Origin of the sequence: Sphingomonas sp. HMP9 (assembly GCF_013374115.1) — a bacterium.
GTDB lineage: Bacteria > Pseudomonadota > Alphaproteobacteria > Sphingomonadales > Sphingomonadaceae > Sphingomonas.
In genome coordinates this window covers 2,739,815-2,762,393 of sequence record NZ_AP022673.1, presented here as the reverse complement: position 1 = coordinate 2,762,393, position 22,579 = coordinate 2,739,815, and the positions used below count along the sequence as shown (strand labels likewise).

Genomic DNA, 22,579 nt, shown 5'->3' with positions numbered 1-22,579 from the left:
CGCGTCGCTCATGCGAGGAAGCGGTCCTTGAGCGCCAGCATCGCCAGCGCCGCGTTCGCTGCACCACCACCCTTGTCGCCTTCGGTCGGCTTGGCACGTGTGAGCGCCTGCGCCTCGTTCTCGGTGGTCAGTATGCCGTTGCCGATCGGCAGGCCGTCCATCGTCAGCTGCATGATGCCGCGTGCGCTCTCGCCTGCGACGATCTCGAAATGATAGGTCTCGCCGCGGATCACGACGCCCAGCGCGACGTATGCATCGAACGTCTCGCTCTCGGCCGCCAGCGCGATCGCGCCGGGGACTTCGAGCGCGCCGGGCACGGTGATCGTCTCGTGCGTGTGGCCGGCGGCTTCGATCGCGGCCTTCGCGCCCTCGACCAGCAGGTCGTTGAGGTGATCGTAGAACCGGGCTTCGACGATGAGGAGATGGGCCATCAGTTTGCGCTTTCTTCGGTATCCAGGGATGCGATCCGCCGCTCGCCGACGATCGACAGGCCATAGCCGTCGAGCCCGACCAGCGTGTGGTGCGTGTTGGTGATCAGCACCATGTCGTGCACGCCGAGCTCGGTCAGGATCATCGCGCCGACGCCATAGTCGCGCAGTTCCTCCATGTCGGGCGTGATCTCCGCACCGGCCTTCTTCATGACCGCCGAGGTGAAGGTGTTGCTGCGCGGGCGGTTGATGACGACGATCACGCCGGCGCCCTCGTCCGCGATCATCTGCATCGAACGCGCCAGAATGCGGCCGCGATCGCCCGATTCACCGAAGATATCCGCGAACGGCGACAGCGCGTGCATGCGGACGAGCGTCGGCGTGGCGGGGTCGATCTTGCCCTTGACCAGCGCGACCTGCTCGGTGCCGGTTGCCTTGTTCCAGAACGTCAGCGCGGTCCAGTCGCCACCCCATTCCGAGGTGAAGCTGGCCTCGGCACGCTTCTCGACGAGGTGATCGTAGCGGCGGCGATACGCGATCAGGTCGCGGATCGTGCCGATCTTGACGTTGTGGAACTGCGCGAAGGTGACGAGATCGTCCATCCGCGCCATCGTGCCGTCCTCGTTCATGATCTCGCAGATCACGCCCGAGGGGTTGAGCCCGGCAAGCCGCGCGACGTCGACCGCCGCCTCGGTATGGCCGGCGCGGATCAGCACGCCGCCGTCGCGCGCGACCAGCGGGAAGACGTGGCCGGGGGTAACAATGTCCGGCTTGCCCTTGGTCGCATCGACCGCCACCGCGATGGTCCGCGCACGATCTGCCGCGGAAATACCCGTGGTGACGCCCTCGAGCGCCTCGATCGACACGGTGAACGCGGTTTCGTGCCGCGTGCCGTTGTTGCGGCTCATCAGCTCGAGTCCGAGCTCTTCGGTACGATCCCTGGTGAGCGCGAGGCAGATCAGGCCGCGACCGTATTTGGCCATGAAGTTGATCTTCTCAGGCGTCGCCATCTGCGCAGGGATGACGAGGTCGCCCTCGTTCTCGCGGTCCTCGTCGTCGACCAGAATGAACATCCGGCCGTTGCGCGCCTCGTCGATGATCTCTTCGGGGCTGGAGAGATAACCATGCTTCAGACGGGCAAGCTCAGCGGGCAGAGGCACGGTAATGCTCCATTCTTTGGAGGTAGCGGGCAAGGACGTCGATCTCGATATTGACCGACTGCCCCATCTGGATCGTTCCGAGCGTGGTGACCGCCCAGGTATGCGGGATGATGTTGAGGCCGAACTCGACCTCTCCCTCACTGTCCCGGACGCTGTTCACGGTGAGCGAGACGCCGTCGATCGTCACCGAACCTTTGGGCGCGATGAACGGCGCGATATCGGCGCCTGCGCGGATCGTGACGCGGTGCGAGCCGCCTTCCTCCGCAAGCGCGACGACGGTGCCGAGCCCATCGACATGGCCCGTGACGATGTGGCCGCCAAGCTCGTCGCCGAGCTTCATCGCGCGTTCGAGATTGAATTTCCGGCCCTCGGTCCACTGGTCCTTCGCCGTGCGGCTGACCGTCTCGCCGGAGACGTCGACCGCGAACCAATTGGGGCCTTTATCCACGACGGTCAGGCAGACGCCCGAGCAGGAGATCGACGCGCCGAGATCGACGGTGGTGGTATCATAGGCAGTGCTGACAAGGACGCGGGTGTCGCCCTGCGACTCCACGGTTGTGACGGTGCCTATGTCGGTGACGATTCCGGTGAACATTATCCCTCGTTTCGTTCGCGCTCGTAGACCTCGAGCCGGTCCATGCCAAGTTGCCGCGCATCGACGATCGCCCAGCGATCATGCGCCTTGGTCAGGTCGGTGAGGCCGATATCGCGCAGTGCGTGCTTGCCGCCGCCGATGAGAATCGGTGCGCGGTAGAGAAGGAGGCGGTCGACCAGATCGGCCGCGAGGAACGCCGACGCTACGGCAGCGCCGCCTTCGACCAGGATGTGGTCGACATTGGGGAGCGTGGCGATGGCGTGCGGGGCGGCGATCACGGTCCAGCCGGGCATGTCGTGTATGGTCGAGGATAGAAGCACGCGTTTCGGCGCGCGATCTTCCAGACCCGGCAGCCGCACATCGAGTCGCGGTGCATCGGCCGCATATGTGCCACGCCCGACGAGGATCGCTTCGTGTCGACTCCGCTCGAGATGCGCGTGCGCGCGGGCCTGCGGGCCGGTGATCCAGCGACTCGACCCGTCCGCTATCGCGATGCAGCCATCGAGCGATGTCGCAAGCTTGAGCGTGACATGGGGACGACCGAGCGCCTGCCGCGTGAGAAACCCGGCCATCGAACGGCGGGCCTCGTCCGAACGCATGCCGGATGTCGCGAGGAGGCCTGCTTCCCGAAGCCGGGAGAACCCCTGGCCGGCGGTGCGGGCGTCGGGATCTTCCAGCGCCGCGACGACTCGTGCGACGCCCGCCTCGATCAGCAGGTCGCTACAGGCTGGCCCGCGGGTCGATCGGTGCGCGCAGGGCTCGAGCGTGACATAGGCGGTGGCGCCCCGCGCGTTCGTTCCAGCCTCGGCCAGCGCCATCGCTTCGGCATGCGGACGACCGCCCGGCTGCGTCCAGCCGCGCCCGACGACGCGGCCGTCGCGTACGATCACGCAGCCGACATTGGGATTGGGCGCCGTCCTGCCACGACCACGCTCGGCGAGCGTAAGCGCGGCGCCGAGCCAGCGCTGGTCGGTCAGATCCCCCCCGGTCAGATTCCCATCGCCTTGAGCTTGTCGTCCAGCCGCTTGAACGAGGCACGCTGCGCATCCTCCCGGGCCTTCTGTTCGGCGAGCGCCTTGGCCTTTACCGGCGCGTCGATCTTCTGCTGCGCGACGATCTGCGCATCGGTACGATCCGCGGGCCATTGCTCGACATAGATGATCTTCGGGCGATATTCCTTCTCGACGTACGAATCCTTCATGAACGCGTAGATCAGGAAGCTAGTGACGCCGAGCGCGGCGACAAGAAACACGAGCTCGTACGGCCGGCGCTGGCTGAAGAAGAGCCGCAGGTCGCGATAGGCGACGATCGGCGTGAAACGACTGAAAAAGCCCATGCGCACCAAGATAGGGGGGCGGAGCCAGCTAGGCCAGCCCCGCACCCGCAAGCTTTGGTTTCGGCAGCTTTAGTTCTGGAGCACGAACGTCAGCGCGATCGATCGCCACGCCTCGACCGGGACGCCGTCGCGCGTCGCGGGCTTGAACCGCCACTTTGACAGCGCACGGTCCAGCGTCGCGCGGTAGAAGGCGTCGGTGGTCGCGCTGACCCGCTCGACCTGTTTCACGCGTCCGTCGGTGCCGACGAACACGCGGACGACGACGCGGCCTTCGCGTTCGGCGCGGCGTTCCTCGGATGGGTAGCTCGGCTGAAAAACGGCGGCATAGCGCGGGTCGATCCCGGGCTGGACGAACACGGGTGCCGCTTTCGGCGGATCGACCACGACGGTGCCTGTGCCGGTGCCTTCGACCTCGATCGGCGGCGTATAGGGAAGCGGGTCGGGGGCGACCTCGAAGCGGGCATCCGTGCGCGTCGGGACCTGCGGGATCGGTGCGTCGGGACGCGGGGCGGGGCGCGGTTGCTGACGGATCAGCGGATCGGCGGGCGGAACCGGCTCGGGCGGCGGCGGTGGGGTGTAGGGCACATAGGTGACGAGCGGCTTGTCGGGCACGAACGGCAGGACGTGCGGGGCGGCAAAGAACAACGCGCCGATAACAGCGCCATTTACGGCTAGCGCGATTCCGAGACTCCCGGGATTGAATCCGCCGGTCCGGTTTGGTCGATCCGCGTACATTTTCCGTCTCCCCTGTTTCTCCTTGAGGATGGCGGCGAGATAGGTACCGCCGTTGGGGATGGTACATCATTACATTTCAGGGGCAAGAGGGTTTTGGGGGGGCGCGTCCGCTACCCGATCGGCGCCGGAGGCGTTCGCGAGCGACTGGGAACGGCAGACCGGCTTTGCACATCAATTCGACCAGTTTGGCAGCGCGCCATCGGACACACCCACCACCCCGGCGAAGGCCGGGGCCCAGTTGGGGGACGTCGCTAACGTAGGGCGCGCGTCGTTACTGCGACCTTTCCAGCTGGGCCCCGGCCTCCGCCGGGGTGGTGTTTGGAGGTGGGGGCGGCGCTCCTGCCACTGCCGCGAGAATAGGTCCGTTGCGATCCGATCAACCGTCAGCCCGCCACTCCTTGTTCTCCCGCCTTCGCGGGAGAACATAAGGGGCAGACCGACGTTAGGGCGGGCGGGATCAGCGCGCCGCCAATCGCGCCAAGGCCCGCTCGCGCCCGATCAGCGGCAGCAGCGCGGCCATGTCCGGCCCATGATCGCGCCCGGTCAGCGCGCGCCGCAACGGCAGGAACAATGCCTTGCCCTTGCGCCCCGTCTCCGCCTTCAACCGCGCCGTCAACGCGTGCCAGGGATCGCTCGACCAGTCGATCGACTCGGCTGCCGCCAGCGCCTGGTCGAGATAGTCGACCTCGACCTCGCCCTCTACGGCGACCGGCCCCTCGATCACGCGCCACCAATCCGCCGCATCGGCCAGCGTGACGAGGTTCGGCCGCACCGCCTCCCACGCCGCTACAGTCATGCCCGCGGGCAAGCGCTCGGTCACCGCCTCGAACGGGAGCGCATGCAGGATCCGCGCGTTCAGCGCCGCCAGTTCCGCCTCGTCGAATCGCGCCGGCGCGCGCCCGAACCGCGCAAAGTCGAACCCGGCGATCAACGGCGCGGCGTCGGCGATCGGCTCGACCGGATCGCTCGTGCCGATACGCGCCAGCAGCGCGCGCACCGCCTGCGGCTCGATCCCGACCTCACGGAAATGATCGACGCCGAGCGACCCAAGCCGCTTGGACAGCTTCCCCTCCGCCCCCGTCAGCAGGGCCTCATGCGCGAACCGCGGCGGCGCGACGCCGAGTGCTGCGAACATCTGCAACTGGAGCGCGGTGTTCGACACATGGTCCTCGCCGCGCACCACATGCGTCACGCCCATCTCGGCATCGTCGATCGCCGATGGCAGCATGTACAGCCACGATCCGTCGGCGCGTCGGATCACCGGATCGCTCATCGTCTTCGCCTCGAAATGCGCCGCGCCGCGGATCAGGTCGTCCCAGGCGATCGCCGAGTCGTGATCGAGCTTGAACCGCCAATGCGGCTGCACGCCGTCCGCCTCCAGCTTGGCGCGTGCCGCGTCGTCGAGCGCCAGCGCCGCGCGGTCGTAGATCGGCGGCAACCCGCGCCCAGCCTGGATCTTGCGCTTCAGGTCGAGTTCCTGCGTCGTCTCGTACGCCGGATAGACGTGCCCGCTCGCGACCAGCGCCGCGAACCGCGCCTCGTACAGCGCGAACCGCGCCGACTGCCGTTCCTCCAGGTCAGGAGTCATCCCGAGCCAGTCGAGATCGGCGCGGATCGCATCGACAAAGCGCTCTTCGCTGCGCTCGGGATCGGTATCGTCGATCCGGAGCACGAACGTGCCCCCGTTCGCCCGCGCGAACATCCAATTGTGGAGCGCGGTGCGGATGTTGCCGACGTGCAGCCGGCCGGTGGGCGAGGGGGCGAAACGGGTGATTACGGTCATCCGGCCGCTGTACGTAGCCGTGCGCGCCCGGGCAAACCATTCCACGCAACCCTTTCACGACACGATTCGTGCGCCTAAGGGGTGCGGAATATCGAGCGGGAAATAGCTTCATGAAACTGATGACCGGCAATTCGAACCTGCCGCTGGCGCAGGAAATCTCCGCCTATCTCGAGATTCCGCTGACCGACGTCAGCGTTCGGCGCTTTGCGGACGAGGAGGTCTTCGTCGAGATCAACGAGAACGTCCGCGGCGAGGACGTGTTCGTGATCCAGTCGACCGGCTATCCTGCCAACGACAACCTCATGGAATTGCTGATCATGATCGACGCGCTCAAGCGTGCGTCGGCGCGGCGCATCACCGCAGTGATCCCGTATATGGGCTATGCGCGGCAGGATCGGAAACCGGGCCCGCGTACGCCGATCTCGGCCAAGCTGGTCGCCAACCTGATCACCGTCGCGGGCGCGAACCGCGTGTTGTCGGTCGACCTGCATGCCGGCCAGATCCAGGGTTTCTTCGATATCCCGACGGACAATCTCTACGCGGCGCCGGTCATGTCGGCGGACATCATCGCGCGGTTCAAGGGCAAGAACCTGATGGTCGTGTCGCCCGACGTCGGCGGCGTGGTCCGCGCGCGCGTGCTCGCCAAGCGACTCGACAACGCCCCGCTCGCGATCGTCGACAAGCGTCGCGAGCGCGCAGGCGAGTCGGAAGTCATGAACATCATCGGCGAGGTCGAGGGGCGCTTCTGCATCCTGATCGACGACATCGTCGATTCCGCGGGCACGCTGTGCAATGCGGCGGCCGCGCTGATGGAGGCGGGGGCCGAGGGCGTCGTCGCCTATGTCACGCACGGCGTGCTGTCGGGGGGCGCGGTGGCGCGAGTCGAAGGCTCCGAGTTGCGCGAACTGGTGATCACCGACTCGATCGGCAATCATGAGGTCATCAAGGACGCGCACGGCAAAATTCGCCATCTGCAGATCGCGCCGCTGCTGGGCGAGGCGATCAAGCGGATCGCGGACGAGACGAGCGTGTCGAGTCTGTTCGACTGAAGGGCGCCGGCGCGGCCGCACCCGCGCCGATGCCGCGTAAGGGAGAGTGCCCGGCACGGACTGTTTTCCTGCGAACGCAGGAATCCAGGGTAACTAAAGGTCGGGCTGAATAACCCTGGGCTCCCGCGTTCGCAGGAGAACGCGGCCGCCTATCGCTGGCTCAGCGCCACGATATGCTCGAACACCGCGGGATGCAGCGGTTTGGCGAACGCGCAACCGTATTTGAACTTGTCGCGCCACGCGACCACCGCTTCGAGCGCAGCCAACCCCGGCAGGGTCAACCAAACCACCGTCCCCGGCCACAACGTGAAGCTCGTCTCCGCACGAAAGCCCGAGAGCGACAAATCCGTCACCTCGATCTCGAATCGCGTCTGGCCCCGGTCGCGCAGATGTGCACGCATCTTGACGGCCTTGCGCAGCGCCTGACGGAGCTCCTGGCCTTGCGGCTCGGCGGGGGGGATGGGGACCGGCTGTGTCATGTCCGGAATACTGCTCCCCAAGTGGTTACTAATTTCCAAACGTCTTACGATTCGGCAGCTTGAGATGTGACGACACGCCGCCGGACCGGCGCAGCGAGGAGCATCGTGAACGACGGCACCGCAAAGATCGCCGCGTACAGGTCCCATTCCCGATTACAGTGGCGCGCGCGGCGGTGGCTATCATGCAGGACCCAGCCGAAGCCGAGCGTCGACCGCCGGTGCACGGCATAGGCAAACGCCGCCATGCCGATCACGGCACAGAGAAACAGGAAGAGGCCAAGCCAGATCGCCATAGGCCGCGTATAGGAGCGGGGAGACGCCACGGCAAAAGGCGAATTGTCTCAAGGAAAAATCGTACCGATTCAGTCGAGATGCTCCGCTAATGAGAACGAGACGCAAGTGCAAATGCCTTAAGGGTGGATTTGCAGCCCGCCCTGTGCTTTACGCCAACCCAATTCCCGAGTTTCCTAAAAATTGCGTGGAGCCTTCCCGATGAACATCCATGAATACCAGGCCAAGGAACTGCTGGCCAAGTTCGGCGTCCCCGTCCCCGCCGGTTTCGCGGCGCTGACCGTCGAGGAGGCCGTCGAGGCCTCGAAGAAGCTTCCCGGACCGCTCTATGTCGTCAAGGCGCAGATCCACGCCGGCGGCCGCGGCAAGGGCAAGTTCGTCGAGCTCGGCCCCGATGCCAAGGGCGGCGTCCGCCTCGCCAAGACCGAGGACGAGGTTCGCGCGGCGGCGACCGACATGCTCGGCAACACGCTCGTCACGATCCAGACGGGTGATGCCGGCAAGCAGGTCAACCGCCTGTACGTCACCGACGGCGTCGACATCGAGAAGGAATTCTACCTCGCGCTGACGCTCAACCGCACCACCGGCCGGGTGATGATGGTGGCCTCGACCGAGGGCGGCATGGACATCGAGGCGGTCGCGCACGACACCCCCGAGAAGATCCAGTCGATCGACATCGACCAGGCGACCGGCTTCATGCCGCATCACGGCCGCGCGGTTGCAGCCGCGCTCGAACTGACCGGCGATCTCGCCAAGCAGGCGGCCAGCACCGCGTCGAAGCTGTATGACGCGTTCATGGGCACCGATGCCGAGCAGATCGAGATCAACCCGCTCGCCGTGACCAAGGACGGCAAGCTGATGGTGCTCGACGCGAAGGTCGCGTTCGACGGCAACGCGCTGTTTCGCCACAAGGACCTGCTCCAGCTTCGCGACGAGACCGAGGAAGATCCCGCCGAGCTCGAGGCGTCGAAGTACGACCTTGCCTATATCAAGCTCGACGGCGACATCGGCTGCATGGTCAACGGCGCCGGTCTCGCGATGGCGACGATGGACATCATCAAGCTCAACGGCATGTTCCCCGCCAACTTCCTCGACGTCGGCGGCGGCGCCAACAAGGAGAAGGTGACGGCGGCGTTCAAGATCATCCTCGCGGATCCGAACGTGAAGGGCATACTCGTCAACATCTTCGGCGGCATCATGAAGTGCGACATCATCGCCGACGGCATCGTCGCCGCGGCGAAGGAAGTGAACCTGTCGGTGCCGCTCGTCGTCCGTCTCGAGGGCACCAATGTCGAGAAGGGCAAGGAGATCCTAGCGAACTCCGGCCTGGCGATCGTTCCCGCGAACGACCTCGGCGATGCAGCCAAGAAGATCGTCGCAGAGGTGCAGAAGGTCGCGGCGTAACGCGCTTCGCTTCGCATACTGATTCTGCGAAAAACGGGGCTCGGACGGAAACGTCCGGGCCCTTTTTCGTTGGTACCGCATCTCGTCCGGTGAGGTCGTCGTCGTGACGCTACGGCATAGCGATGTTTCCGTACCGCACTTGCGAAAACGGCTCGAAACCGCCATCTGACCGGTCAACGCCGCCGGGCAACCGGCGGGCGAAACGAACATATCCACCTTGGAAGGAATCCCGATGAAGGTGCTGGTACCGGTCAAGCGCGTGCTTGACTACAACGTGAAGCCTCGCGTGAAGGCGGACGGAACGGGCGTCGATCTGGCGAACGTCAAGATGAGCATGAACCCGTTCGACGAGATCGCGGTCGAGGAAGCGATCCGCTTGAAGGACAAGGGCGTGACGGAGATCGTCGTCGTCTCGATCGGCGAGCAGAAGAGCCAGGAAACGCTCCGCACCGCGCTCGCGATGGGTGCCGACCGCGCGATCCTCGTCGTCAGCGAGACCAAGGTCGAGCCGCTCGGCGTCGCCAAGATCCTCGCCAAGATCGTCGAGGAGGAGAAGCCCGACATGGTGATCCTCGGCAAGCAGGCGATCGACGACGACAACAACCAGACCGGGCAGATGCTCGCCGGCATCCTTAACTGGGGCCAGGGCACGTTCGCGTCGAAGGTCGAGATCGCCGACGGTTCGGTTCATGTGACCCGCGAAGTCGATGGCGGTGCCGAGACGGACACGCTGAAGCTCCCCGCGATCATCACCACCGATCTTCGCCTGAACGAGCCGCGCTATGCCTCGTTGCCGAACATCATGAAGGCCAAGTCGAAGCCGATGGCGCAAAAGACGCCGGCCGATTTCGGCGTCGACGTGACGCCGCGCCTGACCACGCTGAAGGTCGTCGAGCCCGCCAAGCGCTCGGCCGGGATCAAGGTCGCCGATGTCGACGCGCTGGTCGGCAAGCTCAAGGAAATGGGAGTCGCCAAGTGAAGACGCTCGTCTGGGTCGAACATGACGGCACGGCCGTCAAGGATGCCACGCTGTCTGCCGTCACGGCGGCAAGCCAGCTCGGTGAAGTCCATCTGCTGGTCGCCGGCCAGGGCGTCGACGGCGTCGCGGCCGAGGCCGCGAAGATCGCCGGCGTCGGCAAGGTGCATGTCGCCGACGACGCCGCGTTCGCACATGCGCTGGCGGAAAACGTCGCGCCGCTGATCGTCGAGCTGATGGGCCATCACGACGCGTTCCTCGCGCCGTCGACCACGCACGGCAAGAACATCGCGCCGCGCGTCGCCGCATTGCTCGACGTCATGCAGATCAGCGACATCCTGTCGGTCGAGAGCGAGGACACGTTCACGCGCCCGATCTATGCGGGCAACGCGATCGCGACGGTGCAGTCGTCGGATGCCAAGAAGGTCATCACGGTGCGCGGCACGGCCTTTGCCAAGGCTGCGACCAAGGGTGGTTCGGGCGAGATCGAAGCGGTCGCCTCGACCGGCGACAAGGGTCTGTCGACCTTCGCCGGCTCGGAGATCGCCAAGAACGAGCGTCCCGAGCTGACCAGCGCGAAGATCATCGTCTCGGGCGGCCGCGCGCTGGCCTCGAGCGACCAGTTCCACGCGACGATCGATCCGCTCGCGGACAAGCTGGGTGCCGGCGTCGGCGCCTCGCGCGCTGCGGTCGACGCGGGCTACGCGCCGAACGACTATCAGGTCGGCCAGACCGGCAAGATCGTCGCCCCGGAAGTGTATGTCGCGATCGGCATCTCGGGCGCGATCCAGCATCTCGCCGGCATGAAGGACTCGAAGGTCATCATCGCGATCAACAAGGACGAGGACGCGCCGATCTTCCAGGTCGCGGACATCGGCCTGGTCGGCGATCTGTTCAAGATCGTGCCGGAGTTGACGGCGAAGCTGTAGGCGAACGCCGCTGCGCAAGGCGAAGCCGAGCGCAACAGCAAGCCCGGCCGGCGGCGCTCCAGCGCCGACCGACGACGCGGGATTTACTCCCGCGGCGCGCGCCAGGAACGGGCGGTGTGACCTCGGTCGCGCCGCCCGTTCTCGTATCGAGCATGCGCCAGGGTTTGCAGATGCGAACCATCCTGCACGTTCGCAAACCAGCGCCTACCTAACCCTTCCCCCCCCCCCCGGCGCAGGCCGGGGTCCAAGTGGGAAACGGCATTGATGATCGTTGCGTGTCATCACTAGCGGCTCACCAATTGGGCCCCGGCCTCCGCCGGGGTGGTCCTTTAAAATCCCGGCCCCTTCGAAATACTAAGCGGCTCATCCAAAGGCTCCTCAGCGCCCGCTAGTGGGTAGAGGAGCCACGCTCTTGCTAGCGAACGCTGCCGCCACCCCGTTGCCGTCCACCGCCCACCTCCCCAATTACCCGGCATGTACCGCGCCCAACAGAACCCGCGCGACCGCCTGGTATCCGCCGCCAGTGCCGCGCTACTGAGTGCCGCTATCGGCTACGCGCTCATCTTCGGTCTCGGCGTCACCATCCCGCCAGCAATCCCCGATGCCCTCAAGACCTTCGCAGTCGGCCCTACACCACCGCCACCGCCGCCCGAAAAGATCATCCCCCGCCCGACAAGACGCCACCGCCCCGAAGGCGCGGCGTCCCCGGCGAACCTCCGCTCGAAGGCCACCGAACTCGTCGTCCCCACGCCGATCATCCCTCCGGTCGTCCCACCGCCACCCGTCGTCGTCGCACGCAAACCCGGCCTCGGCAGCGACGCCACCACCGGCGCCGCACCGATTCCCGGACCCGGCACCGGCGCGGGCGGCGAGGGAAACGGCACCGGCAGCGGCCGATCAGGGGACGGCGACGGCGACGGTGGCGCCGAAACCCCGCCACGCCTCTTGCAGGGGCGCTTCAAGACCAGGGACTTCCCCGATGCCGAGGCGGTGATTGGCGCGGGCGGCATCGTCGGCGTGCGCTACACGGTCGAGACCGACGGCAGCGTGACGCACTGCCTGATCGCACGCTCCAGCGGCAATGCCGTGCTCGACGCGACCACCTGCCGCCTGATCGAACTGCGCTTTCGCTATCGCCCCTGGCACGATGCGGCGGGGCGGCCGGTCCGCTCGACCGTCGTCCGCAACCAGTCATGGGTGAACCAGCGCGGACCGCCGTCGCGCGGCGACTGATCGAACCTTCTACCGCCCGAGCCGTCCCCCGCTCAGTACCCGCGCGGCGGTCGGTGAAACCGCGATCAACGCGCGTCCCAGAACGATCGTAACGGCGAGCACCAGCAACGGCTGGACCAGCAGATACGCCGGATAGAGCGCCGCGCCCATCGCGCCGGTCGCCAGACCGATCACCGGCCCGAACAGCCACAACAACACCAGATGATCGCAGAATGCGAGAAATCCGTAGCGCTCGATCCCGCGCAACCGATCCGCGACGCGACTCCCCGCCAGCGCCCAGGCCACCCGCCAGAACAGCACCGCGGAGGTCAACCGAAAGGCGATGTCGAACGCCGCCATCCCCTGCGGATGCGAATCGAAGAACATGTTTCCCAACAGCGCAGTCCAGAGTCGCGGCGCGACAAGCACGACGAACGGCACAGCGCACAAGGCGACCGGCCACCGTGCCACCCGCTCCGCCACGCCAAACCGGCGCGCGGCGATCCCGGCGGTGAAGAACAGCAGGATCTGCGGCCGTAACAACAGCGGCACGTGCACGCCGGACACGCTCCAGACGACCACGATCGACGCGACCAGCGCCAGCCACGCAGTCGATGCGCGCACCAGCAGCGGGGCAAGAATCATGCAGACGAACAGGTCGCGCAAGAACGGCATCTGCACGTTGATGTCGTTGGCGTGCGCCAGCGGTACGAGTTCGTTCAGCGTCCAGCCGATGCTCGATGGCGTCGGCGCCTTCAGGTCGCCAAACGTCGCCGCCGTCCCGACCAGCAGGATCGCGATCGCGTTCCACAGCAGCATCGGCAGCAGGATCGTCCGCGCCTTGCCGCGCAGGAACGCACCGTAGCGCTGCCGCGTCGCGGCCGAGACGACCAGCCAGCCCGAGATCATGCCGAGCAAAGGTACGGCGCTACGCCCGAATATCTCGCCCAACGCGGTGCGGAAAACCGCCTGGCCGCTAAACGCCACCGCCGACAGCTCTTCCGCAGTCCGCCCGGTCCAGGCGTGGACATAGACGATCCCCATGATCCCGATCAGCCGCGCGATCGCGATCGCGGTGGACAGGCGTCGCTCCGCCTCGCGCGCCGGTTCGGGCTGTCCCGTATCCAAGTCCAACCCTCCGCCTGCGTTCGGCGAGCGCCTTACCCGGCTTGTCGCACGCGAACACCTCCTTCAGGATGAAACGGACGCTATTGGGGACCAAGACATGATCGCCGCATTCCTGCTGTTGGCCGCGCAGGCGAGCCCCGACGCTGCCCCGGATCCGGAAATGTCACGCCGGGTCGAACGCGTGCTGGCGCGTAGCCCGGTGATCGACGGCCATAACGACCTTGCCTGGGAAATCCGCGACCTGCACGATGCGAAGGTCGAGGCGGTCAATCTCTCGGTCGATACCGCCCATCTGCCGAACCCGCTCCAGACCGACATCCCCCGTCTGCGCAAAGGCTATGTCGGCGGCCAGTTCTGGTCGGTCTATATCCCCGCGGACGCGCCGCGCGCGGTCGAGATGACGCTGGAGGAGATTGATATCGTCCGCCGCTTCGTCGCGGCGAACCCGGCGACGTTCGAGCTCGCCACCACCGCGGTCGACATTCGCCGGATCGAGAAGGCCGGGCGGATCGCCTCGCTAATCGGGGTCGAGGGCGGGCACCAGATCGACGGTCGACTCTCCGTCCTGCGTCAGTACCGCGCGCTCGGCGTCGCCTATATGACGCTGACGCACGGCAAGAGCCTGAACTGGGCGGACAGTTCGACCGATGCGCCGCGCGCCAACGGGCTCAGCGATTTCGGGCGGCAGGTGGTCGCCGAGATGAACCGGATCGGCATGATCGTCGACGTCAGCCACGTCTCGGACGCGACGATGGCCGCCGCGCTGGCGATGACCAAGGCGCCGGTGATCGCCTCGCACTCCAGCGCGCGCGCGATCGCCGACGCGCCGCGCAACATCCCCGACGACCTGCTCCGCGCGATCGGCGCGAACGGCGGCGTGGTGATGGTGAACTTCTACCCATCATTCCTGTCAGCCGCGTGGCGCGCCTGGGACATCGGACGCTCCGCCTATGCAAAATCCATCGGCGTGCCGGCCAACGTCTATGGCGCCAAATCGCCCGCGCCGCTGGTGGCGTGGGACGCCGCGCATCCTGAACCTCCGGTCACCGCCGCGACGGTGGCAGACCATGTCGAGCATATCGCCAAGATCGCAGGCCGCGACCATGTCGGGATCGGGGGCGATTTCGACGGGATCCAGGGGACCGGGCCGATCGGTCTGAAAGGCGTCGACGGCTATCCGCTGCTGTTCGCCGAACTGGCGCGGCGCGGGTGGAGCGATGGCGACCTGACGAAGCTGTCGGGCGGCAACGTCCTCCGCGTCATGGAGCGGGTCGAGGCGGTCGCCAAGGGAATGGCCGGTCTGCCGCCAGTCGATGCGATCGACGTGGCGTCGCGGTGACGCGGGTTCCTAACATATACCCTGTCGTCATCCCCGCGCAGGCGGGGACCCATATCCTCAATAGTGTGCGATCCTATTGTGAAGCCAGCCAATATGGGTTCCCGCCTCCGCGGGAATGACGGGTATGTGGCTGCACTGCGGGGGAACATCGACCAACTGACAGCCTTGTCTCACGGATCCGGCATCCGCTGCGGCACGGGGGGCTCGACCACCAGCGGCGGCACCGTGCGCAGCACCAGTCCGATCGCCAGCGCCGCCATACCCAGCAACAGGCAGAATGCCGTTACGCCGGGCCACCCGGCATGCGTCCAGGCAAACCCGCCGGCCGATCCCAGCACGCTCGACCCCATATAATAGAAGAACAGATAGAACGCCGCCGCCTGTCCGCGCGCACCTTGGGCGCGTCGCCCGACCCAGGCACTCGCGATCGAATGCGCGCCGAAGAAGCCGATCGTCACGACCGCTATCCCTGCGATCACCAGCGCCAACGGCGTCATTGCGGTCAGCGCGACGCCGGTGATCAGCAATACGACCGGGATCCAGAAGACCTTCCGCCGCCCGAGCCGTCCTGCCAGCGTGCCGAACTTTGCCGAACTCACCGATCCCAGCACGTACAGCAGGAACACGCCGCCTACCGCGGCCTGGCTCAGGCCATAAGGTGGGCTCATCAACCTGAAGCCCGCATAGTTATAGATCGTGACGAACACGCCCATCAGCAGGAACGCCTCGAGATACAGCAACGGCATCGCGCGGTCGGTGAACAGCGACCCGGCACTGCGCAGCAACGCACCCGGCCGGCCTACGCTGGGCGTGAAGTTGCGCGACGGCGGCGCAAGCCGGCGGAATGCCTCGGCCATCGCCAGCCCCGCGATCCCGACGGCGGCCAACGCCCACCGCCAGCCTTCGAGATCGGCGACGACGCTGACGACCAGCCGCCCGGCCATCCCGCCAAGGGCGCTGCCGGCGATATACAGCCCCATCGCCGCGCCGACTGCGCCCGCATCGACCTCCTCCGCGACATAGGCCATCGCCACCGCCGGCACGCCCGCGAGCGCGACGCCGGTTAGGAAGCGCAGCACGAGCAACCCGCTCCACCCCGGCACGACCGCCGCCGACAAGGTCAGCGCGCCCGCCGCGAACATCGCGGCGATCATCAGCGGGCGCCGGCCGACGCGGTCCGAAACGAACCCGGCGAACAGGATGCCGATCGCCAGGGGCCCGGTCGCCAGCGACACCGCGAGCGACGCCGCCTCCGCGGTCAGCCGGTACTGCGCGGCGAACAGCGGCAGCAGCGGCTGCACCGAATAGAGCAGCGAGAAGGTGGAAAACCCCGCGAACAGCATCGCCAGCGTCAGCCGGCGGTATGCACGCGTGCCCAGAGCAATCGGCGTCTCAGAACCCACTCAGGAAACTCGCGACGTTATGGCCGAGCGCGTCGACCGCATATCCGCCCTCCATCACGATGACGGTCGGCCGTCCGCGTGCCGCGATGTCGGCGGCGAACACCGCATAGTCCGGCGTGGTCAGCGCGAAATGCGAGATCGGATCGCCTTCCCACGTGTCCGCGCCGAAGCTGACGACGAGCAGGCCGGGGTCGAACGCGTCGATCGCGTCGAGCGCCGCGGTCTGCGCGGCGCGAAAGGCGTCGATCTGCGTGCCGTGGGGGAGGGGCAGGTTCAGCGTCGTGCCGAGCCCGTCGCCCTCGCCGGTTTCGTCGGCATGGCCCCAGTAGAACGGATAGTCGGTCTTGGGATCGGCGTGGACCGACGCGTAGAACACGTCGCCGCGGGCGTAGAAGATATCCTGCGTGCCGTTGCCGTGGTGATAGTCGATATCGAGGATCGCAACGCGCGCGATGCCGGCATCGCGTGCGGCCTGCGCAGCGATCGCGGCGGTGTTGAGGTGGCAGTACCCCCCGAAATAATCCGCTCCCGCATGGTGCCCCGGCGGCCGACACAGCGCGAACGCGGCGCGGTCGCCACCCAGCACCGCATGCGTCGCGGCAAGCGCGGATTGCGCGCTGCCATAGGACGCGGCCCAGGTCTCGGCCGTGATCGGCGTGGTCGCGTCGAAGCTGTGCGCGCCGATCAGCGCGTCGATCCGGGTGAGGTCGAGCGGCCGGCGTCCCCGGACCGGAAACGCGTACGGGATCGCGTCACCCTCGCGCCCCGCCTCGCGCCACAACCGCGCGGCATCCTTGAGAAACGCGACATAGGCCGCCGAATGCACCGCGAGGATCGGCGCCTCGCCACGATCCTCTGGCGCCTCGACCGGGCCAAGCGCGTGCAGGATCGAATCGATCCGCACAGGCGTCTCGGCATAAGCGGTGAACGCCCCATTATGCAGCTCGCGCGCCGGCGCATGAGTCCGCTGCGCCTCGTCGAAGAACAACCGCATCTCTCGTTTCCCCTGCGCACGCGTCATGATGACAGAACCGACGGATCACTCTGCAGGTCCGCGAACCGATAGGCACGCATGCCGCAGTTCGGCGCGCCAAGGAATGTCTGGAATGGTGGAAAGCAGACATCACTGACTTAGCAGAGGCCCGCATTTTTCCGCCACGATCTGATATCTCCACGTTTGCGGCAGGCTGGTTACATATCCGATTAGGCAATCGATCTTGCGCCCATTGTCCAGAAGCAGGTGAACCTTTCCATCTCCCTCGCAGGAGATCGGCACAATCCCAAATAGCTGGCTTCCCACTCGGTGGAGCCTAGTCACGCGACCACAAACGTCTACGTTCGCAGAACGCACTCGATGTTGTCGGTCATAGACGTGGAACGTGTCGGCGGATTGCGAACACGCGCTCAATGCCAACGACGGGATTAAGAGCAGCAGCTTCATCACTACAGAATGCGCTTTGAAGCGAGCGTCTGCAATTGGGCGAAGGTACCCCTATCGCGCCAACGCCTCCGCGATCAGTTTCCGCGAGTTCGCCACGCCGTACAGCGCGATGAAGCTCCCCATCCGCGGGCCCTGCTCGGAGCCGAGCAACGTCTCGTACAGCGCCTTGAACCAGTCGCGCAGAGTCTCGAACCCGCCGGTCTTGCCGATCTCGTAGACGATGTTCTGGATATCCTCCGCCCCCGCATCGGCCGGCAGCGCGGCGAGCTCGGCGTCGAGCCGCTCGAGCGCCGCGACCTCGACACCCTCGGGCGCGCGGCGTTTCAGCGTCGGCGCGACGAAATCGCGGCTATAAGCCAACGCATAGCCGATCAGCCGGTCGAGCTCGGGATATTTCGCCGCCGACGCGTCCGGCACATAGTTGGCGAGATAGCCCCAGACCTGCTCCTTGCTCGCATCGCCCATCACCCCGACGAGATTGAGCAACAGGCCGAACGTCACCGGCAATTCGCCGTCGGGGAGCTTGCCGTCATGGATATGGTGGACCGGGTTGCCGAGCTTCTGCTTCAGATCCTGGCCTGCATAATTGCCGCGGAACTGCCAATATTCGTCGACCGCGCGCGGGATCACGCCCATGTGCAGCGACTTCGCCTTCTTGGGCTCGCGGTAGGCGTAGAACGCCAGCGACTCCTCGGGTCCATAGGTCAGCCACTGCTCGAGGCTGAGCCCATTGCCCTTCGACTTCGAGATCTTCTCGCCATTCTCGTCGAGGAACATCTCGTAGTTGAAGCCCTCGGGCGGGCGGCCGCCGAGCACACGCGCGATCTTCGACGACTGCGTGACCGAGTCGATCAGGTCCTTGCCTGCCATCTCGTAATCGACGCCGAGCGCGACCCAGCGCATCGCCCAGTCGACCTTCCACTGGAGCTTGGCCTTGCCGCCCAGCACGCTCTGCTCGATCCGTTGGCCCTCATCCTCGAACGCTATCAAGCCCGCTTCGGCGTCGATCACCTCGATCGGCACCTGCAGCACGATGCCGCTGGTCGGCGAGATCGGCAGCACGGGCGAATAGGTCGCCCGGCGTTCGGCCCGCAGCGTCGGCAGCATCACGTCCTGGATACCCTGGAAGTGACGGAGGACGCCCTTGAGCGCCTCGTCGAAACGTCCGCCGGTGTAATATTCGGTCGACGACGCGAATTCATAGTCGAAGCCGTAGCGATCGAGGAATTCGCGCAGGATCGCGTTGTTGTGCGCGGCAAAGCTCGAATGCGTACCGAACGGATCGGGAATCTGCGTCAGCGGCTTGCCGAGATGCTCGCGCAGCATGTCGCCATTGGGGACGTTGTCGGGCACCTTGCGCAGGCCGTCCATGTCGTCCGAGAACGCGATCAGTCGCGTCGGTGTGTCGCTCAGCGCGTGGAAGGCGTTGCGCACCATCGTCGTGCGCAAAACCTCGTTGAACGTGCCGATATGCGGCAGGCCCGATGGGCCATAGCCCGTCTCGAACAGCACCGGCGCACCCGACTTGCCCTGCGGATACCGCTTGAGGAGTTTGCGCGCCTCCTCATAAGGCCAGGCTTTGGACTCAAGGGCGGCGGTGCGAAGGTCATCGGTCATAGTGCATCGCGACTAGCGCGTGCGCTGCTGTCCGTCACCCCCACACCGCCGCATGGGTCTTAGCGGCAGCGATCCTTCGCGGTGATCGTCCTGTCGACCGCGCGGCCGCCGAGCGCGCCCGCTGCACCACCGGCCAGCGTGCCGAGCAGGCCGCCGCCGACCGCGTTGCCGAGCACCGCACCGCCGACGCCGCCCGCGACCAGGCCGGTCGTGCCGCTCGAATGGCGGCAACGCTTTGCACGGTAGCGACGATCATGGCCGCGATACTCGCGCTTCGAGCGGGCTTCGGCCTTGCCCGTCGGCAACACGGCGGCGGCAGGAATTGCGAGCGAGAGCGCGCTCAGCGCCATGAGAAACTTCCGCATGATGATCGTCCCTGTTGATGTAGATAAAGCTTGGTATCGATAGGGGCGCAACGCGCGGGCACCGTACCGGTTGCGTAACGGCGGATCCGCACCCCGATTCCCGATAATCCTCGCTCTGGCGGGGTACGATCGTGCCGCCATGGTTGGAGCACCGCAGCGCCACAACAGGTTGCCCTTTCGTTCTCGTTGCAGCAAGGTCGCCCGGTGCTTCGCTATCCCGCCCTCCACGCCAGCCACGCCGGTATTTGGATCGCGAACGCGGACGGTGCCCGTCCGATCGGGCGCGGCGAGGCGATTCGGATCGCGGCCGATACGCCGGTCATCATGCTCAACGCGCCGCTCGTCGGGCAGCGACTGGGATATCCCGACCTGTCTGGGCTCGACCTGCTCGAACTCTACGCGTTCCTGCGGCCTGGGCAGTTCGCCGTGCCGACGCCCAAGGGGATCGCGCGCGTCACCGGGCTGGACGTGCCGTGCGAGGATGCCGAGGTCGCGCCGTTCCTCCTCCACGCGGCCGAAGCGATGCTGGCGATCACCGACGGCGACTGGCCGGAGCGCGAAGGCGCGTGGACCTCCGCGCAATCGCTGTTTCGCCTGCGCTGGCCCTGGGCACCGGTCGTCGCCGAGCGGCTGAAAAAGCCCACGGTCAACGAACGCTGGTTGTTCTCGGTGCTGCCCGAATGGGAGGAGCATGCGCCGCGCCCCGCCCCGCGTACCGTCACGATCGAGCCCGGCGATGCCGAAGCGCGCCTCGTCGACCTTACCGGGCACGGCGCGGAGGAACGCCCCGGCCAGCGTGCCTATGCCGGCGCCGCGACCGCCGCCTTCGCGCCGCGCGCGATGCGCGACACGCCCAACCTCGTCCTCGCCGAGGCGGGCACCGGGATCGGCAAGACGCTCGGCTATCTCGCGCCCGCGTCGCTGTGGGCGGAGAAGGCGGGCGGCGCGGTGTGGATCTCGACCTACACGAAGACGCTGCAACGCCAGTTGGGGCAGGAAACCGCGCGGCTCTATCCCGACGCTGCGATCCGCAAGGCCAAGGTCGTCACGCGCAAGGGCCGCGAGAATTACCTGTGCCTGCTCAACTTAGAGGATGCGCTGCAGGGCGGATTCGCGGGCCGTGCGGCGATCCTCGCGCATCTCGTCGCGCGCTGGGCCGCCTATAGCGCGGACGGCGACATGGTCGGCGGCGACCTGCCGGGCTGGCTACCCACCCTGTTCCGCCGCAACGGCTCGACCGCGCTGACCGACCGACGCGGCGAATGCGTGTATGCGGGCTGCCCGCACTACAGGAAATGCTTCATCGAGCGCGCCGCGCGCGCCTCGTCCGACGCCGATATCGTCATCGCCAACCACGCGCTGGTGATGGTCAACGCCGCGCGCGGCCGCGAACTGGCGACCCGGCCGACGCGCTACGTGTTCGACGAGGGCCACCACATCTTCGACGCGGCCGATTCGATGTTCGCCACCGCGCTGACCGGCGCCGAGACGATCGAACTGCGCCGCTGGATCCTCGGCCCCGAATCGAGCGGTCGCGGCCGCAGGCGAGGCCTCGCCGCGCGCCTGTCCGATCTCGCCAGCTACGACGAACAGGGGGCAAGGGCGATCAGCGACGCGGTCACCGCGGCGGGCGCGCTGGCGTCCGACGGCTGGCTGCAACGCCTCGGCGAAGGCGCGCCGTTCGGCCCGATCGAGACGCTGCTCGCCGCCGTCCGCGGCCTCACCTACGCGCGCGCCGAGCAGCCCGGCGATGCGGGCTATGGTCTCGAAACCGAACTCGCCGAACCCGACGCGACGCTGATCGAGGCCGCGGCACCCGCCGCCGCCGCGCTCGACGCGCTCGTCCGCCCGCTCGTGACGCTCGGCCGTCGTCTCGAAGCGGTGCTCGCTGAAGCGCCCGACTGGATGGACGGCCCCGCCCGAGCGCGAGTCGAGGGCGCGATCGCCTCGATCGGCTGGCGCGCGGAGACGGTGGCGGCGTGGCTGTCGCTGCTCGCGCGGGTCGGCGGACCGGTCGACGGCGATTTCGTCGACTGGCTCGCGGTCGACCGGATCGAGGGCCGCGAGTTCGACATCGGCCTCCACCGCCACTGGCTCGACCCGACGCGGCCCTTCGCCGAGATCGTCCTGAAACCCGCCCACGGCGCGCTCGTCACCTCCGCGACGCTCACCGGCGGCGGCGACTGGGACGTCGCCGAAGCGCGCAGCGGCGCGCCGCACCTTCTCCGCCCCGCCGCGCGGTTCGAGGCGAAGAGCCCGTTCGACTATACCCGCCAGGCCGAAGTGCTGATCGTCACCGACGTAAAACGCGGCGATATCGGCGCGCTCGCCAACGCCTATGCGCAGTTGATCGTCGCCAGCCGTGGCGGCACGCTCGGGCTGTTCACCGCGATCCGGCGGCTGCGCGGCGTGCACGGCCGAATCGCCGATCGCCTCGCGCGCGAAGGCCTGCCGCTCCACGCGCAGCACGTCGATCCGATCGATACCGGCACGCTGGTCGACATCTTCCGCGACGATCCGGGCGCGTCGCTGCTCGGCACCGATGCGCTGCGCGACGGCGTCGACGTCCCCGGCGAATCGCTGCGACTCGTGGTGATGGAGGGCGTGCCCTGGGCAAAGCCGTCGGTGCTTCACGCCGCGCGCCGTCTTGCGGGCGGCGGCTCGGCCTATGACGACCGAATCGTCCGCGCGCGGCTGGCGCAGGCGTTTGGCCGGCTGATCCGCCGTGCCGACGATTCGGGCGTGTTCGTGATGCTGTCGGCGGCGATGCCCTCACGCCTGCTCGCCGCGTTCCCGCCGGGCGTGCCGATCGCGCGCGTCACGCTCGAGGAAGCGGTGGCCCGAGTCGCGAGCCGGCTTTCCTCAAGGGCTCCGGTAGGGCATGAAAGCCGCGAACCGGCTTGAGGATT

21 protein-coding genes are annotated in these 22,579 nt (G+C 67.0%); 7 read left to right on the top strand and 14 right to left on the bottom strand.

The window, feature by feature from the left end; genetic code table 11:
- Nucleotides 1-8: 8 nt before the first annotated feature.
- The 7 genes from ribH to gltX all read right to left on the bottom strand — a co-directional run bounded on the left by ribH (nucleotide 9) and on the right by gltX (nucleotide 6,037).
- Nucleotides 9-431 carry a 6,7-dimethyl-8-ribityllumazine synthase gene (gene ribH, locus HMP09_RS12325; protein WP_056419110.1) on the bottom strand — a complete coding sequence of 141 codons (423 nt, stop codon included), beginning with the start codon at nucleotides 429-431 and terminating at the stop codon, nucleotides 9-11.
- The gene (ribB, locus tag HMP09_RS12320) at nucleotides 431-1,588 is read right to left on the bottom strand and encodes a 3,4-dihydroxy-2-butanone-4-phosphate synthase (RefSeq protein ID WP_176500604.1); all 1,158 of its coding nucleotides are present in this window, start codon (nucleotides 1,586-1,588) and stop codon (nucleotides 431-433) included. The genes ribH and ribB overlap by 1 nt, the downstream gene beginning before the upstream one ends.
- Entirely contained in the window at nucleotides 1,572-2,183 is a 612-nt protein-coding gene (locus HMP09_RS12315; RefSeq protein ID WP_176500603.1) for a riboflavin synthase, read from the bottom strand. Before HMP09_RS12315 ends, ribB begins: the two co-directional genes overlap by 17 nt.
- The gene (gene ribD, locus HMP09_RS12310; protein WP_176501747.1) at nucleotides 2,183-3,160 is read right to left on the bottom strand and encodes a bifunctional diaminohydroxyphosphoribosylaminopyrimidine deaminase/5-amino-6-(5-phosphoribosylamino)uracil reductase RibD; all 978 of its coding nucleotides are present in this window, start codon (nucleotides 3,158-3,160) and stop codon (nucleotides 2,183-2,185) included. The genes HMP09_RS12315 and ribD overlap by 1 nt, the downstream gene beginning before the upstream one ends.
- A gap of 11 nt (nucleotides 3,161-3,171) precedes the next feature.
- Entirely contained in the window at nucleotides 3,172-3,519 is a 348-nt protein-coding gene (locus tag HMP09_RS12305; RefSeq protein WP_176500602.1) for a hypothetical protein, read from the bottom strand.
- Nucleotides 3,520-3,588: 69 nt separating this feature from the next.
- Nucleotides 3,589-4,164, bottom strand: coding sequence for a TonB family protein (locus tag HMP09_RS12300; protein WP_232090233.1), 576 nt, complete (start codon nucleotides 4,162-4,164; stop codon nucleotides 3,589-3,591).
- A gap of 547 nt (nucleotides 4,165-4,711) precedes the next feature.
- On the bottom strand, nucleotides 4,712-6,037 hold the full coding sequence (gene gltX, locus HMP09_RS12295; RefSeq protein ID WP_176500600.1) for a glutamate--tRNA ligase: 1,326 nt from the start codon (nucleotides 6,035-6,037) through the stop codon (nucleotides 4,712-4,714).
- 110 nt (nucleotides 6,038-6,147) lie between these two features.
- Here gltX and HMP09_RS12290 point away from each other — a divergent pair, with 110 nt between their 5' ends.
- Nucleotides 6,148-7,086, top strand: a complete 939-nt coding sequence (locus HMP09_RS12290; protein WP_176500599.1) for a ribose-phosphate pyrophosphokinase — start codon at nucleotides 6,148-6,150, stop codon at nucleotides 7,084-7,086.
- Nucleotides 7,087-7,235: 149 nt separating this feature from the next.
- On the opposite strand, the gene HMP09_RS12285 is transcribed toward HMP09_RS12290, so the two are convergent.
- Both HMP09_RS12285 and HMP09_RS12280 read right to left on the bottom strand, forming a co-directional pair.
- Nucleotides 7,236-7,565, bottom strand: coding sequence for a PilZ domain-containing protein (locus HMP09_RS12285; protein WP_176500598.1), 330 nt, complete (start codon nucleotides 7,563-7,565; stop codon nucleotides 7,236-7,238).
- A gap of 44 nt (nucleotides 7,566-7,609) precedes the next feature.
- Nucleotides 7,610-7,858 carry a hypothetical protein gene (locus HMP09_RS12280; protein WP_176500597.1) on the bottom strand — a complete coding sequence of 83 codons (249 nt, stop codon included), beginning with the start codon at nucleotides 7,856-7,858 and terminating at the stop codon, nucleotides 7,610-7,612.
- Between the two features lie 199 nt (nucleotides 7,859-8,057).
- Between HMP09_RS12280 and sucC the strand changes: the two genes are divergently transcribed.
- The 4 genes from sucC to HMP09_RS12260 all read left to right on the top strand — a co-directional run bounded on the left by sucC (nucleotide 8,058) and on the right by HMP09_RS12260 (nucleotide 12,398).
- Nucleotides 8,058-9,260 carry an ADP-forming succinate--CoA ligase subunit beta gene (sucC, locus tag HMP09_RS12275; protein WP_128454819.1) on the top strand — a complete coding sequence of 401 codons (1,203 nt, stop codon included), beginning with the start codon at nucleotides 8,058-8,060 and terminating at the stop codon, nucleotides 9,258-9,260.
- Between the two features lie 232 nt (nucleotides 9,261-9,492).
- Entirely contained in the window at nucleotides 9,493-10,239 is a 747-nt protein-coding gene (locus HMP09_RS12270; RefSeq protein ID WP_055874757.1) for an electron transfer flavoprotein subunit beta/FixA family protein, read from the top strand.
- Entirely contained in the window at nucleotides 10,236-11,165 is a 930-nt protein-coding gene (locus HMP09_RS12265; protein WP_176500596.1) for an electron transfer flavoprotein subunit alpha/FixB family protein, read from the top strand. Before HMP09_RS12270 ends, HMP09_RS12265 begins: the two co-directional genes overlap by 4 nt.
- 474 nt (nucleotides 11,166-11,639) lie before the next feature.
- The gene (locus HMP09_RS12260; RefSeq protein ID WP_176500595.1) at nucleotides 11,640-12,398 is read left to right on the top strand and encodes an energy transducer TonB; all 759 of its coding nucleotides are present in this window, start codon (nucleotides 11,640-11,642) and stop codon (nucleotides 12,396-12,398) included.
- 9 nt (nucleotides 12,399-12,407) lie between these two features.
- On the opposite strand, the gene HMP09_RS12255 is transcribed toward HMP09_RS12260, so the two are convergent.
- Nucleotides 12,408-13,505, bottom strand: a complete 1,098-nt coding sequence (locus HMP09_RS12255) for an acyltransferase family protein (protein ID WP_232090232.1) — start codon at nucleotides 13,503-13,505, stop codon at nucleotides 12,408-12,410.
- A gap of 97 nt (nucleotides 13,506-13,602) precedes the next feature.
- On the opposite strand from HMP09_RS12255, the gene HMP09_RS12250 reads away from it, so the two are divergent.
- A complete protein-coding gene (locus HMP09_RS12250; RefSeq protein WP_176500594.1) occupies nucleotides 13,603-14,844 on the top strand; it encodes a dipeptidase in 1,242 nt (413 codons plus the stop codon).
- A gap of 170 nt (nucleotides 14,845-15,014) precedes the next feature.
- Here the strand turns inward: HMP09_RS12250 and HMP09_RS12245 are convergent, their stop codons facing one another.
- From HMP09_RS12245 to HMP09_RS12230, 4 genes are all read right to left on the bottom strand, one after another.
- The gene (locus HMP09_RS12245; RefSeq protein ID WP_232090231.1) at nucleotides 15,015-16,247 is read right to left on the bottom strand and encodes an MFS transporter; all 1,233 of its coding nucleotides are present in this window, start codon (nucleotides 16,245-16,247) and stop codon (nucleotides 15,015-15,017) included.
- A complete protein-coding gene (locus HMP09_RS12240; RefSeq protein WP_176500593.1) occupies nucleotides 16,237-17,241 on the bottom strand; it encodes a histone deacetylase family protein in 1,005 nt (334 codons plus the stop codon). Before HMP09_RS12240 ends, HMP09_RS12245 begins: the two co-directional genes overlap by 11 nt.
- A 498-nt stretch (nucleotides 17,242-17,739) precedes the next feature.
- A complete protein-coding gene (locus HMP09_RS12235; protein WP_176500592.1) occupies nucleotides 17,740-19,305 on the bottom strand; it encodes a lysine--tRNA ligase in 1,566 nt (521 codons plus the stop codon).
- Between the two features lie 59 nt (nucleotides 19,306-19,364).
- Complete coding sequence (locus HMP09_RS12230) at nucleotides 19,365-19,670, bottom strand: hypothetical protein (protein WP_176500591.1); 306 nt, start codon at nucleotides 19,668-19,670, stop codon at nucleotides 19,365-19,367.
- 204 nt (nucleotides 19,671-19,874) lie between these two features.
- Here HMP09_RS12230 and HMP09_RS12225 point away from each other — a divergent pair, with 204 nt between their 5' ends.
- Nucleotides 19,875-22,574 carry an ATP-dependent DNA helicase gene (locus tag HMP09_RS12225; RefSeq protein WP_176500590.1) on the top strand — a complete coding sequence of 900 codons (2,700 nt, stop codon included), beginning with the start codon at nucleotides 19,875-19,877 and terminating at the stop codon, nucleotides 22,572-22,574.
- The last annotated feature ends 5 nt before the right edge of the window (nucleotides 22,575-22,579 follow it).

What these genes read in the sequence shown, in the direction of transcription:
- HMP09_RS12250 (WP_176500594.1), top strand. Translation starts at nt 13,603, where the DNA reads ATGATCGCCGCATTCCTGCTGTTGGCCGCGCAGGCGAGCCCCGACGCT.
- HMP09_RS12240 (WP_176500593.1), bottom strand. Translation starts at nt 17,241, where the DNA reads ATGCGGTTGTTCTTCGACGAGGCGCAGCGGACTCATGCGCCGGCGCGC.
- sucC (WP_128454819.1), top strand. Translation starts at nt 8,058, where the DNA reads ATGAACATCCATGAATACCAGGCCAAGGAACTGCTGGCCAAGTTCGGC.
- HMP09_RS12305 (WP_176500602.1), bottom strand. Translation starts at nt 3,519, where the DNA reads ATGGGCTTTTTCAGTCGTTTCACGCCGATCGTCGCCTATCGCGACCTG.
- HMP09_RS12280 (WP_176500597.1), bottom strand. Translation starts at nt 7,858, where the DNA reads ATGGCGATCTGGCTTGGCCTCTTCCTGTTTCTCTGTGCCGTGATCGGC.
- gltX (WP_176500600.1), bottom strand. Translation starts at nt 6,037, where the DNA reads ATGACCGTAATCACCCGTTTCGCCCCCTCGCCCACCGGCCGGCTGCAC.
- HMP09_RS12285 (WP_176500598.1), bottom strand. Translation starts at nt 7,565, where the DNA reads ATGACACAGCCGGTCCCCATCCCCCCCGCCGAGCCGCAAGGCCAGGAG.
- ribH (WP_056419110.1), bottom strand. Translation starts at nt 431, where the DNA reads ATGGCCCATCTCCTCATCGTCGAAGCCCGGTTCTACGATCACCTCAAC.
- HMP09_RS12230 (WP_176500591.1), bottom strand. Translation starts at nt 19,670, where the DNA reads ATGCGGAAGTTTCTCATGGCGCTGAGCGCGCTCTCGCTCGCAATTCCT.
- HMP09_RS12235 (WP_176500592.1), bottom strand. Translation starts at nt 19,305, where the DNA reads ATGACCGATGACCTTCGCACCGCCGCCCTTGAGTCCAAAGCCTGGCCT.
- HMP09_RS12315 (WP_176500603.1), bottom strand. Translation starts at nt 2,183, where the DNA reads ATGTTCACCGGAATCGTCACCGACATAGGCACCGTCACAACCGTGGAG.
- HMP09_RS12290 (WP_176500599.1), top strand. Translation starts at nt 6,148, where the DNA reads ATGAAACTGATGACCGGCAATTCGAACCTGCCGCTGGCGCAGGAAATC.
- HMP09_RS12270 (WP_055874757.1), top strand. Translation starts at nt 9,493, where the DNA reads ATGAAGGTGCTGGTACCGGTCAAGCGCGTGCTTGACTACAACGTGAAG.
- HMP09_RS12260 (WP_176500595.1), top strand. Translation starts at nt 11,640, where the DNA reads ATGTACCGCGCCCAACAGAACCCGCGCGACCGCCTGGTATCCGCCGCC.